Genomic DNA, 12,548 nt, shown 5'->3' with positions numbered 1-12,548 from the left:
CGCGGTATGCGGCGCCGGAACTGCAACACGTTTCAGTTTTGTGCGTCTGCTGGGTAGGCTGGGCCGGTGCCCGAGGTCACCAGCCAAGCACCGGCCGTTGACGGGTGGTTCGCCACCGACGACGCCGGCAACCCGCATCTGACCGGCAGCAAGTGCCCGCAGTGCGGCACCTACGTCTTCCCGCCGCGAGAGAACAACTGCCCCAACCCGGCCTGCGAGTCCGACGCACTAGAGTCCGTCGTGTTGTCTCGGCGCGGAAAGCTCTGGAGCTACACCGAAAACCGTTATGCCCCACCGCCGCCCTATCCCTCCCCCGACCCCTTCGAGCCGTTCGCCGTCGCCGCGGTGGAGCTGGCCGACGAGGGGCTGATCGTGCTGGGCAAGGTGGTCGAGGGCACGCTGGCGGCCGACTTGAAAGTGGGCATGGAGATGGAGCTGACCACCATGCCACTGTTTACCGACGACGACGGTGTGCAACGCATCGTCTACGCGTGGAGGATCGCCCAGACATGAGCACGCCCGAACCGCTCTACATCCTCGGTGCCGGAATGCACCCGTGGGGCAAGTGGGGTACCGACTTCACCGAGTACGGGGTGGTAGCCGCGCGGGCCGCGCTGCGCGAGGCCGGCCTCGACTGGCCTCAGATCCAATTGGTGGCCGGGGCGGACACCATCCGCAACGGTTACCCGGGTTTTGTCGCCGGCGCCACGTTCGCCCAGAAGCTGGGCTGGAACGGCGTGCCGGTCAGTTCCAGCTACGCCGCGTGCGCCAGCGGTTCGCAGGCCCTGCAAAGCGCCCGGGCCCAGATCCTGGCCGGTTTCTGCGATGTGGCGCTGGTGATAGGCGCCGACACCACGCCGAAGGGCTTTTTCGCCCCGGTGGGCGGCGAACGCAAGAACGATCCCGACTGGCAGCGGTTCCACCTCATCGGGGCCACCAACCCGGTGTACTTCGCGCTGCTGGCGCGTCGACGGATGGACCTCTACGGAGCCACGCTCGAGGACTTCGCCCAGGTGAAGGTCAAGAACTCCCGGCATGGCCTGCATAACCCGAACGCCCGGTTCCGCAAGGAGACATCGGTCGACGACGTGCTGGCCAGCCCGGTGGTGGCCGATCCGCTGCGCCTGCTGGACATCTGCGCCACCTCCGACGGCGCGGCAGCGCTGATCGTGGCCAGCGCGAAGTTCGCCCGCGAGCACCTGGGCTCCCTGGACGGGGTGCCGTCGGTGCGCGCGGTCAGCACGGTCACTCCCCGCTATCCGCAGCACCTGCCCGAATTACCGGATATCGCAACGGATTCCACCGCGGCGGTGCCGGCGCCGGACCGGGTGTTCAAAGACCAGATCCTGGACGCGGCCTACGCCGAGGCCGGCATCGGGCCCGAGGACCTGAGCCTGGCCGAGGTCTACGACCTGTCCACCGCGCTGGAACTCGACTGGTACGAGCACCTGGGACTGTGCGCCAAAGGCGAAGCCGAGGCGCTGCTGCGCAGCGGCGCGACCACCATCGGCGGCAGGGTCCCGGTCAACCCCTCGGGCGGCCTGGCGTGCTTCGGCGAGGCGATCCCCGCGCAGGCCATCGCCCAGGTGTGCGAGCTGACCTGGCAGTTGCGCGGTCAGGCCACCGGCCGCCAGGTCGAGAACGCGAAGGTCGGCATCACCGCGAACCAGGGCCTGTTCGGCCACGGCTCGTCGGTGATCGTGGCGCGGTAATCACTGGCGAGCAGACGCGGAATCGCACTCCGCTGCGCGGATGCGTGCGATTCCGTGTCTGCTCGCGCCGTTAGGTGGGCGTGTCGAGGGTTTCCAGGACCACCTCGGCCACCCGCTTCATGGTGGTCCGCCGGTCCATAGCGGCGCGCTGAATCCACTTGAACGCCTCCGGCTCGGTCATCCCCTGCTTGGCCTGCAGCAGGCCTTTGGCACGTTCGACGAGCTTGCGCGTTTCCAGACGGTCGGACAGCGCCGCCACTTCCTGTTCCAGCGCGGTGATCTCGCTGAACCGGCTGACGGCCAGCTCGATGGCCGGGATCAGGTCGCTGGCCGTGAAGGGCTTCACCAGATAGGCCATGGCCCCGGCGTCGCGGGCGCGTTCCACGAGGTCGCGCTGGCTGAATGCGGTGAGTACCACGATCGGCGCGATGCGCTTGCTGGCGATCTCCGACGCCGCGTCGATCCCGTCGCGGCGCGGCATCTTCACGTCCATGATCACCAGATCAGGCTTGTGTCGCTCGGCCAGTTCGACGGCTTCCTGGCCGTCACCGGCCTCCCCGACGATGTCGTACCCCTCCTCTCGCAGCATCTCGGCGAGGTCCATTCGGATGAGCGCTTCGTCTTCCGCAATCAGGACACGGTGTGGCTTTGCGGCGTCGGCGTCGGTGGTGGGGCCGGTCATGACGGACATTGTGGCGTGAGCGGCTGCGATGGGAAACCTTGGGGTGCGGCGAGTCGGGATCAGGGTATGAATCCGCTATGGTTGGAGGCTGCTCTGAGGTGGAAAGCCGTACGGAAACAACCTCAGCCCTCGTATCCCAACTGGCAGAGGAAACGGACTCAAAACCCGTCCAGTGTGGGTTCGAATCCCACCGAGGGCACTCCGGGATCATGCTGTACACCATTGGCCACGGCGCCAAGACCGCAGGGCAACTCACCGACATGCTGCGCCGGCACGACATCAACCTGCTGGTCGACGTGCGCAGTTTCCCCGGCTCGCGCCGCAACCCCGACGTGTCCAAACAGGCAATGCCCGATTGGCTTGGCGCCGCCGGGATCGCCTACCGGCACGAACCTGACCTCGGTGGCCGGCGCAAACCGCCCGTCGACCCGGTGCAGCGCGACCGGTGGTGGGAAAACCAGGCGTTCGCGAACTACGCGGCGCACACCCGAACACCCGGCTTCCACGCGGCATACCAGCGGCTGCTGCGGGATGCCGACACCACCAACGTAGCGGTGATGTGCGGGGAACCGACGTGGTGGCGCTGTCATCGGCGCATGATCGCCGACCTGGCCGTCCGCGACGGGCACCGGGTGCAACACATCATGCCCAACGGCGCACTGTCGCAACATCGTCCGTCGGATTGGCTCACCCACGACGTCGTGGACGGGTCCTGAGTCTTGGCAGGTGGCCGACAATATCGAGCTCAACGGTTAGGCTCTTGATCGTGGCGGCTAAGAAACGCGGTGCCCCACGGAAACGATCCGAGGGCTCATCCCGCCACGACTGCGTCACGGTCGTGCGCGAGCAAACCCGCGAGTTCGACCAGCACTACGCCCGCAGCGCGGCGCGCCGGGCGCGGCTGCTCAGCATTGCCGCCTGGCTGGCCGTGATGGTCAGCGTGAGCTTTGTGCTGATGCAACTTCTGACCGATGCCTGGCTGTGGCCGCTGAGTTGGATCAACGTCGCCGCCGCCGTGGTCTTCGCGATCGTCCCGATGCTGCACCGGTTCGGGGAACTGGTGGCACCGCTGACATTTATCGGAGCCGCCTATGTGACGGTCTTCGCCAGCTGCTGGAGCATCGGCACCGGGTCGGGCGCGCAGTTCTTCTTTCTCGTCGGCGCCTGCCTGGTGGTGCTGGTGCTGGGCATCGAACACATCGTGCTGGCCAGCGGACTGGCGGCCCTTGCCACGGCGTTGATCATCGCGGTGGAGTTCCTGGTGCCCCGCAATACCGGAGTGGAGCCCGGCTGGGCTCAGTCGGCGGGCTTCGTCATCACCACGGTGTCCGCCTGCGTGGTGGTGGTCGTCTCGGTCTGGTTTGCCCTGTGGGACACCGCCCGCGCCGAAGCGATCATGGAAGCCCAATACGACCGGTCCGAGGCCCTGCTGGCCAACATGTTGCCGGCCAGCATCGCCGAACGGCTCAAACATCCCGAGCGAGACGTCATCGCCGACAAATACGACGAGGCCTCGGTGCTGTTCGCCGACATCGTCGGCTTCACCGAGCGGGCCAGCAGCGCCGCGCCGGCCGAACTCGTCCGATTCCTGGACCGGCTGTACAGCGCTTTCGACGCATTGGTGGACAAGCACGGGCTGGAGAAAATCAAGGTCAGTGGCGACTGCTACATGGTGGTCAGCGGAGTGCCGCGCCCGCGGCCTGACCATGTGCAGGCATTGGCAGACTTTGCCCTCGACATGGTGGACGTCGCGGCTGGACTGAAGGATCCACAGGGCTGCTCGGTGCCCCTGCGGGTGGGCCTGGCCACCGGTCCGGTGGTCGCCGGCGTGGTGGGTTCGCGCCGCTTTTTCTACGACGTATGGGGCGACGCGGTCAATGTCGCGTCGCGGATGGAGACCACCGATTCGGTCGGCAAGATTCAAGTGCCGGATGAGGTCTACGAGCTCTTGAAGGACGACTTCTTGCTGCAGGAGCGCGGGCACATCAATGTCAAGGGCAAAGGCGTCATGCGCACCTGGTACCTGCTCGGTCGCAAACCGGCGGAGCAGCCGGCCGACACGCTTGCCGAGGAGCCGAGCACCGCCGGCGTCTGACACCTCAACGCACCGGGCGGGCACCGCCGGTTCACCACTATGCTGCCAAAACCCGTCACATGCGTCACACTGGTGTCATGCAAACCGCACCCGTCTCGGGCCCCGTCCCCCGCTTGTTGCCGCATCTGTGGAAGTCAACGCTGTTATCGGGACTCCTGTCGCTGATCCTCGGCGTCCTGATCCTGGTCTGGCCAGGGATATCGGTCCTGGTGGCCGCCGTCGCGTTCGGCGCCTACCTCGTCGTGACCGGCATCGCGCAGGTCTTCCTCGCGTTCAGCCTGCATGTTTCGGCCGGCAGCCGAATTCTGGCGTTCATCAGCGGCGCGGCCTCGCTGATCCTGGCCGTACTGGCGTTCCGCCATTTCGGCAACGCGGTCCTGTTGCTGGCCATCTGGATCGGCATCGGGTTCATCTTCCGCGGCGTCGCGACAACCGTGTCCGCGATCAACGACCCGACGCTGCCGGGACGAGGATGGCAGATTTTCGTCGGTGTGATCAGCCTGATCGCCGGCGTGGTGGTGATGGCCGCGCCGTTCGAGTCGATCATCACGTTGGCCATCGTCGTCGGTGTGTGGCTGGTCATCATCGGCGCTTGCGAGATCGCGTCGGCGTTCGGCATCCGTAAGGCGGCCAAAACGCTGGGACTATAGGGTTTCGCAAGGTCCCCACAGGGTCCCCGCAAGGTCCACAGACAAACGTCACTCAACTCGCGTCAACGCGGACATCGCTACTACACTTCGTCGTAGCCCGCTGTAAGGCCTGCATCCCGGGAGATGACAGATGAATGTCGTCGATATTTCGCGCTGGCAGTTCGGTATCACCACCGTCTACCACTTCATCTTCGTGCCACTCACCATCGGCTTGGCCCCGCTGCTGGCCGTGATGCAAACGGTGTGGGTGGTCACCGGCAATACGGCCTGGTATCGGCTGACCAAGTTCTTCGGGAAGTTGTTCCTGATCAACTTCGCCATCGGCGTGGCGACGGGGATCGTGCAGGAATTTCAGTTCGGAATGAACTGGAGTGAATACTCCAGATTCGTCGGCGACATCTTCGGCGCGCCGCTGGCGATGGAGGGCCTGATGGCCTTCTTCTTCGAATCGACGTTCCTGGGACTGTGGATCTTCGGTTGGAGCAGGCTGCCCCGATTGGTCCACCTGGCCTGCATCTGGATCGTCGCGATCGCGGTCAACGTCTCCGCATTCTTCATCATCTCCGCGAACTCGTTCATGCAGCACCCGGTGGGGGCGCATTACAACCCGGCCACCAAACGCGCAGAGCTGAACAGCATTACCGCGCTGCTCACCAATAACACTGCGATAGCGGCATTTTCACACACCGTCGCGGGCTCATTGCTCACCGCGGGTACCTTTGTCGCCGCGGTCAGCGCATGGTGGCTGGTGCGTTCGAAAACCGCCCCCGTCGGGCCCGGCACCCGCGCCATGTATCGCCCGGCGACCATCCTGGGCTGTTGGGTTGTGCTGGTCGCCACCGTCGGCTTGTTCTTCACCGGTGACCACCAGGGCAAGCTGATGTTTATCCAGCAACCGATGAAAATGGCGTCCGCGGAATCGCTGTGCGACACCCAGACCGACCCGGACTTTTCCATCCTGACGGTGGGCCGGCAGAACAATTGCGACAGCCTCACCCGGGTCCTCGAGGTGCCCTATGTGTTGCCGTACCTCGCCCAGGGCCAAACCACCGGTGTGACGTTGCAGGGTGTCCGCAATTTGCAGCAGGACTACAACCAACGATTCGGCCCGAATGATTACCGGCCCAATCTGTTCGTGACCTACTGGTCGTTTCGCGCGATGATCGGGTTCCTCGCGATTCCGGTCCTGTTCGCATTGTTGGCCCTGTGGCTGACGCGTGGCGGACGAATCCCGGGACGACGGTGGTTCGCCTGGTTTGCGCTGCTCACCATTCCCGCCCCGTTCCTGGCCAACATGTTCGGATGGGTGTTCACCGAGATGGGCCGCCAGCCCTGGATCGTGGCTCCCAACCCGACGGGCGACCAGCAGGTTCGACTCACCGTCGCGACCGCTGTCTCCAACCACCCGTTCGGCATGGTCGTCACCTCACTGGTGACGTTCACGCTCGTCTACGCGGTGCTCGCGGTCATCTGGTTCTGGCTGCTCAAGCGCTATGTCGTCGAAGGTCCGCAGGAGCACGACGCAGAACCGGCGGCGCCGGCGGCGCCTGGCAGCGACGAAGTGGCACCGCTCTCATTCGCTTACTGACACCCACTGACCCAGGAGGGAGATGACCGGTGGGACTCCAACAATTGTGGTTCGCTGTCATCGGGGTGCTGTTCCTCGGCTTCTTGGTTCTCGAGGGATTCGACTTCGGTGTTGGCATGCTCATGGAGCCGCTGGCCCGGGTGGCCCCGGGCGATTCCGAAATCCAAAGGCGAGCCGTACTGAACACCATCGGCCCGGTCTGGGACGGTAACGAGGTCTGGCTGCTGACCGCGGGCGCCGGAATGTTCGCCGCGTTTCCCGGGTGGTACGCGACCGTATTTTCGGCGTTGTACCTGCCGCTGCTGGCCATCTTGTTCGGCATGATCCTGCGCGCGGTGGCCATCGAATGGCGCGGCAAGGTCGACGACACCAAATGGCGGGCCTGGGCCGATTTCGGTGTCGCCGCGGGGTCTTGGCTGCCCGCGGTGCTGTGGGGCGTCGCGTTCGCCATCCTGGTGCACGGACTCCCGGTCGACGGCGATGGCCACATACATCTGGGCATCGGCGATGTGCTCAACGCCTACACACTGCTGGGCGGTCTGGCCACCGCCGGGTTGTTCCTGCAATACGGCGCGGTGTTCATCGCCTTGAAAACCGCCGGGCCGATCCGCGATAGCGCCTACCGGATCGCGCTGTGGCTCGCTCTTGCGGCGACGGTGCTGGTTGGGGGGTTCGGAGTGTGGACCCAGCTGGCGTATGGCAAGCAATGGACCTGGGCTGCGCTGGGCCTGGCGGTGATCGCCCAGGTCGCGGCCGTGCTGCTGATATGGCGGCGCGCATCCGACGGGTTTGCGTTCCTGAGCACGCTGGTGGTCGTCGCGGCCGTGGTGGTGTTGTTGTTCGGCGTGCTGTACCCGAACCTGGTGCCGTCGACGCTCAACGAGCAGTGGAACGTCACGATCTACAACGCCTCGTCGACGCCATACACCCTGAAGATCATGACCTGGGTGACGGCCATCTTCGCGCCGCTGACGGTGGTGTACCAGGCCTGGACGTATTGGGTGTTCCGGCAACGCATATCGGCTGAGCGGATACCTCCGTCCATCGGTCTGGCGAGGCGCCCGTCCTGAGCGCGACGGACAGGCCGGCCCGGGCGCCGCTGGATCCGCGGCTGTGGCGGGCGTCGTCGGCCCTGCGCCGCTACCTGATCGCCGCGGTGGCATGCGGAGTGGCGATATCCGGCTGCGCGATCGGCTCGGCGGTGGTCCTGGCGGGCATCGTCGCGCGGGTCGTGGCCGATCCCTCGACGCGACACCTAGGCCGCTGGCTGGGACCGCTGGCAATATTGTTGGCGCTGTGGGCAATTCGCGCCCTGACACACTGGCTGCAGGCGCGTCTGGGGCAGCGGGGAGCCAGCGCGGTGATCGCGGATCTCAGCGGCCAGGTGCTGACGGCGGTAACCGGGCGCCAGCCCAGGCAGGTGGCGGCACAGCGGGATGCCGCCGCGGTGCTGGTCACTCGGGGACTGGACGGCTTGCGCCCCTACTTCACCGGTTACCTGCCCGCCTTGCTGCTTGCGGTGATTCTGACGCCGGCCACCGTCGCGGTCATCGCGGCCTACGACATGAAGTCGACGGCGATCGTGGTGATCACGCTGCCGCTGATTCCGATCTTCATGGTGTTGATCGGGCTCGCGACCGCCGATCGGTCGACAGCCGCACTGGCCGCGATGGGCACGCTGCAGGCTCGGCTGTTGGACCTGATCGCGGGCATCCCCACCCTGCGGGCGTTGGGCCGTGCAGTGGGGCCGGAGCAGCGCATCGCAGAACTCGCTGCCGCGCACCGCCGTTCGGCGATGGCCACGCTGCGGGTCGCCTTCCTGTCGGCGTTGGTGCTCGAATTGCTGGCCACGCTGGGCGTGGCCCTGGTCGCGGTCAGCATCGGTCTTCGCCTGGTATTCGGTCAGATGAGCCTGGCCACCGGGCTGACGGTACTGCTGCTGGCGCCCGACGTGTACTGGCCGCTTCGGCGTATCGGTGTGGAGTTTCATGCCGCCCAGGACGGCAGAGCCGCGGCCGCCCAGGCTTTTGCCCTCATCGGCGAACCGGCGTCCACGACGGCGGGCATCCGGACGGTGGCGGCCCGCGGAGCCCTGATCCGGATCGAAACCCTCAGCGTCGCAAGCAGAGACGGCCGATCCCCGGATGCGCTGACCGCGGTGCTCGAACCCGGCCGGGTGACGGTGCTGACCGGGCGAAACGGCGCGGGCAAGAGCACCGCCCTGCAGGTGATCGCCGGCCTCACGGTGCCGTCGTCGGGACGGGTCACCGTCGCCGGAATCGACGTCGGCGACTTGGACCCCGCCGACTGGCGGCGGCAGCTGTCCTGGCTGCCGCAACGCCCGGTGCTGGTTCCGGGAACGGTCCGCGACAACCTGGTCCTGTTCGGTGATCTGGATGACCTCGAGAGTGCTTGCACGGCAGCAGGGTTCGACACCGTGCTGGCGGAGCTGCCGGACGGATTGGACACCGTGCTCGGCCGCGGCGGCGTCGGCTTGTCGCTGGGGCAGCGGCAGCGGCTGGGACTGGCCCGTGCCCTCGGATCTAACGCACCGCTGCTGCTCCTCGACGAACCGACCGCGCACCTGGACGCGGTCACCGAGAGCCGGGTGTTGCGGGCCGTCGTCGACCGGGCCCGCCAGGGTGTGACGGTGGTGGTCGTCGGCCACCGGGCACCCGTCGTGGCCATCGGTGACCGGGTCGTCGAGGTCACCGCCGGCAGCGAGGTCGGCTATGCCCCGGTCTGATCCGCTGCGGGCCGGCTATGAGCTGCTGCGTCCTCGACTGGGGCGCGTCCTGGCCGCGATTGTTCTGGCGGCGTTGTCGTTGGGCAGCGGCCTCGCCCTGGCCGGCGTTTCGGCATGGTTGATCACCCGTGCCTGGCAGATGCCGCCGGTGCTGGACTTGTCGGTCGCGGTCGTCGCGGTGCGGACGTTCGCGATTTCGCGCGGGATTCTGCACTATTGCGGGCGACTGGCCAGCCACGACACCGCGCTGCGCGCGGCCGGTGCCGCCCGCGCCCGGATCTACCACCGGTTGGCCGTGGGGCCGGCAGCGGAGGCGGTCCGGCTGCACAGCGGCGAGGTGGTGGCCCGAGTCGGTGCCGACGTCGACACCGTGGCCGACATGCTGGTCCGTGCGGTGGTACCGATCGGCGTCGCCGCATTACTGGCGCTGGCCGCGACCACGGTCGTTGCGATCATCTCGGTGCCGGCCGCAGCGGTCCTGGCGATCTGCCTGCTGGTGGCCGGGGTTGTCGCGCCCTGGCTTGCCGGTAGCGCCGCCGTGCAACACGAAGCGCTGGCCCGGCGGCATCATGGCGACCGCGACACGTCGGCCATGGTCGCATTCGAGCATGCACCCGAGCTTCGAGTCGCCGGAGTCCTCACCGACGTCATTGCCGAATCCCAGCGGCAACAACGTGCTTGGGGTAAGGCACTCGACGCCGCGGCCAGGCCGGCGGCGATCGCCGAGGCGATACCGACCGCGGCGATCGGGATCAGCGTGTTGGGTGCGGTGGTGGCGGCGATCGGCATGGCTCCCACGGTGGCGCCGACGACGCTGGCCGTGTTGATGTTGTTGCCGTTGTCGGCCTTCGAGGCGACGACCGCACTGCCGGCGGCCGCGGTCCAGCTGACCCGGTCCCGTATCGCGGCGCGTCGGCTGCTCGACCTGGCTCCGCCCGACCGCCTCGCCGAGGCCGCCGCAACACCAGCGGGGCCCGCGAACACCGGCCGGCTGGCCGCCGATGTGTGGTTCGGTCACGTCCAGGCGCAGGCAGCCCGGGCAGTGGTCGACTTGTCACCGGGCACCCGGCTTGCCGTAACCGGCCCCAGCGGTTCCGGCAAGACGACACTGCTGATGACGCTGGCCGGGCTGCTGCCGCCACTACACGGCCGGGTGCTCTTGGATGAAATCGACCTGAGCCGCTTCGATGAAGCCGGACTGCGAAGAGCCGTCACCTTTTTCGCCGAAGACGCACATGTCTTCGCCACCACCGTACGAGACAACCTACTGGTCGTCCGCGGCGATTGCAGCGACGACGAATTGACGGCCGCCCTGGCGAAAGTCGGCCTCGGCGGTTGGCTAGCGGGCCTGCCCGAGGGCTTGTCGACCATGTTGATCGGTGGCGCGCAAGGACTTTCAGCAGGACAACGCCGACGGCTGCTGCTCGCGCGGGCGGTGCTCTCCCCCGCCCGAATTGTGCTGCTGGACGAGCCAACCGAGCACCTTGACGCGACCGACGCCGAGGCCGTGTTGCGCGATTTGCTGGTGCCCGGCCCCGGACCGATTCTGGGCGACAGGACGGTTGTGGTGGCCACCCACCACCTGCCCGACGATATTGACTGTGCTCGACTCAGCGTCGGCTCACCGGCGTGACCCTTCGGGTAGTCCTCGGCGCCGCGGCATGAATTCCAGGGAGAGCAGCACCAGCAGCAGCGGAACGATCTGGGTCAACGAGACCAGCGCATAGCGCCGTTCGTCCAATGCGTGGAATTTACACAGGTACCGGTACAAGGACTCCAGGGAAATGAACGGGTCAAGCAGATGGATCAGCAGATAGAACAGCCGTTGCGGCCGGCTCCGGTGCGCCGCGTCGAAGATCTCCGGGAACGCCGCGAACGCCAGCGAGAGCCGCTGCGCGCCCGCCTCTTTGGCGGCGGTGATCATGTCGACGCTGAGCCGCTCGTCGATCCCGTTCGGGGCACCACGGCGCCGCCACGGCACGTCGAGGGAGTAATCACTGCCGCCGCCCGCGGTCGTGAATCGGTCGAAGCCCTGCACCTGCCCCGAAGCGTCCCTGGCGATGATCAGCTGAACGCCTGGGTATTTGCCTTCCAGTACGCCGTCCAGGCTCATGCAGAAGCCGCGGTCGGTGCGCGCCCCCTTGGGTGACGCCAGCAGCATCTCGGTCAGTTCGGCGCGCTGGTTGTCGTCGAGTTCCTGCTCCGCCACGATCTCGGTGGTGATGCCGGCGTTATGGGTCCGCTTGACGGCCTGACGCAGGTTGCGGAACTTGCGGCCCACCATCGCGAAGTTGGGGACATCGATGACGACGTCTCGCCCGATGGGTACCGCCCGTAGCGACCGTCCCGGCACGGCGGGATCGGTCCATAAACTCAGCCGTCGCTCACTACAGGCCAGCACCGCAATCCGCCAACCCCGCGCATGACACAGGGCGGCAAAGTCGGCAACCAGCTCGGGAAACTGCGATTCCTCACCAATCGGATCCCCGGCGACTACCGCAAAGCCCAGCCGCGTCCGGTATGCCAGCGCCGCCGTGCCGGCCGCGCTGAAGTGGTAGCACTTGTCCGCCTGCATGGCGAACGGCGCCAACGGATCCTCGCTGGTGGCGTTGATCAAGGCCCACACCCGGGGTAAGGCGCCGGGCCGCGGGTGCGACGACGTCGGCCACATCAACACCAACCCCGATCCGGCGATCAGCATCTCACCGGCCAGATCGAACGACAGCACATGCAGGCCCAGCCCCGCGACCAGGAATAGCGCGGCCGCAGCCGCATGCATGGCCGTGACCGGACGCCCGAGGAAGATGCCCCGGGCGATCAAGGCGACGGCCGCCAGCATCGTCAGCGACCAACTCAGCCGCCCGGCTGCCTGCCAATCCTCGTGCCGGTAGTTGTGTGCGAGCAGGGCAATCAGCCAGCACGCCGCGCAGAACACCGCCAGGGCGCCGACAAAGCGAGCCATGAGTGAATCGACATGGACGACGACGCGTTCGCGGGCGCGGACCCGCGGCGCAACATCAACCGACGGTTCGTTCACGCTCACCTCCCGCTGACCTGCCTCTCAGCTGCCGGAAG

11 protein-coding genes and 1 tRNA gene are annotated in these 12,548 nt (G+C 66.9%); 10 read left to right on the top strand and 2 right to left on the bottom strand.

Annotated elements, in window-relative coordinates; all coding sequences use genetic code 11:
• Nucleotides 1–66: 66 nt before the first annotated feature.
• Nucleotides 67–513, top strand: coding sequence for a Zn-ribbon domain-containing OB-fold protein (locus MKAN_RS26745; protein ID WP_023373682.1), 447 nt, complete (start codon nt 67–69; stop codon nt 511–513).
• A complete protein-coding gene (locus MKAN_RS26740; protein ID WP_023373680.1) occupies nt 510–1,712 on the top strand; it encodes a lipid-transfer protein in 1,203 nt (400 codons plus the stop codon). The genes MKAN_RS26745 and MKAN_RS26740 overlap by 4 nt, the downstream gene beginning before the upstream one ends.
• Nucleotides 1,713–1,782: 70 nt before the next feature.
• Here the strand turns inward: MKAN_RS26740 and MKAN_RS26735 are convergent, their stop codons facing one another.
• Entirely contained in the window at nt 1,783–2,394 is a 612-nt protein-coding gene (locus MKAN_RS26735) for an ANTAR domain-containing response regulator (protein WP_023373678.1), read from the bottom strand.
• A gap of 125 nt (nt 2,395–2,519) precedes the next feature.
• Between MKAN_RS26735 and MKAN_RS26730 the strand changes: the two genes are divergently transcribed.
• The 8 genes from MKAN_RS26730 (at nt 2,520) to cydC (ending at nt 11,106) form a co-directional block, all read left to right on the top strand.
• Nucleotides 2,520–2,593, top strand: a tRNA-Leu gene (locus MKAN_RS26730).
• A 10-nt stretch (nt 2,594–2,603) separates the two neighbouring features.
• Nucleotides 2,604–3,110 (top strand): DUF488 domain-containing protein, encoded by a 507-nt coding sequence (locus MKAN_RS26725; RefSeq protein ID WP_023373676.1) that lies wholly within the window; start codon nt 2,604–2,606, stop codon nt 3,108–3,110.
• A 50-nt stretch (nt 3,111–3,160) separates the two neighbouring features.
• On the top strand, nt 3,161–4,489 hold the full coding sequence (locus MKAN_RS26720) for an adenylate/guanylate cyclase domain-containing protein (RefSeq protein WP_036395401.1): 1,329 nt from the start codon (nt 3,161–3,163) through the stop codon (nt 4,487–4,489).
• A gap of 59 nt (nt 4,490–4,548) precedes the next feature.
• Nucleotides 4,549–5,139, top strand: coding sequence for an HdeD family acid-resistance protein (locus MKAN_RS26715; RefSeq protein WP_023373672.1), 591 nt, complete (start codon nt 4,549–4,551; stop codon nt 5,137–5,139).
• A 130-nt stretch (nt 5,140–5,269) separates the two neighbouring features.
• Nucleotides 5,270–6,727 carry a cytochrome ubiquinol oxidase subunit I gene (locus MKAN_RS26710; protein ID WP_023373670.1) on the top strand — a complete coding sequence of 486 codons (1,458 nt, stop codon included), beginning with the start codon at nt 5,270–5,272 and terminating at the stop codon, nt 6,725–6,727.
• Between the two features lie 29 nt (nt 6,728–6,756).
• Complete coding sequence (gene cydB, locus MKAN_RS26705) at nt 6,757–7,797, top strand: cytochrome d ubiquinol oxidase subunit II (RefSeq protein WP_023373668.1); 1,041 nt, start codon at nt 6,757–6,759, stop codon at nt 7,795–7,797.
• An 86-nt stretch (nt 7,798–7,883) separates the two neighbouring features.
• Nucleotides 7,884–9,473 (top strand): thiol reductant ABC exporter subunit CydD, encoded by a 1,590-nt coding sequence (gene cydD, locus MKAN_RS26700; protein WP_036395347.1) that lies wholly within the window; start codon nt 7,884–7,886, stop codon nt 9,471–9,473.
• Nucleotides 9,460–11,106 (top strand): thiol reductant ABC exporter subunit CydC, encoded by a 1,647-nt coding sequence (cydC, locus tag MKAN_RS26695; protein WP_023373664.1) that lies wholly within the window; start codon nt 9,460–9,462, stop codon nt 11,104–11,106. Before cydD ends, cydC begins: the two co-directional genes overlap by 14 nt.
• Here cydC and MKAN_RS26690 read toward each other — a convergent pair.
• Nucleotides 11,095–12,510, bottom strand: coding sequence for a bifunctional lysylphosphatidylglycerol flippase/synthetase MprF (locus MKAN_RS26690; RefSeq protein WP_036395348.1), 1,416 nt, complete (start codon nt 12,508–12,510; stop codon nt 11,095–11,097). The two genes, cydC and MKAN_RS26690, sit on opposite strands and share 12 nt — an antisense overlap.
• Nucleotides 12,511–12,548: the final 38 nt, after the last annotated feature.

Origin of the sequence: Mycobacterium kansasii ATCC 12478, from assembly GCF_000157895.3 — a bacterium.
Lineage (GTDB): Bacteria > Actinomycetota > Actinomycetes > Mycobacteriales > Mycobacteriaceae > Mycobacterium > Mycobacterium kansasii.
This window is presented reverse-complemented; position numbering and strand designations above follow the sequence as displayed.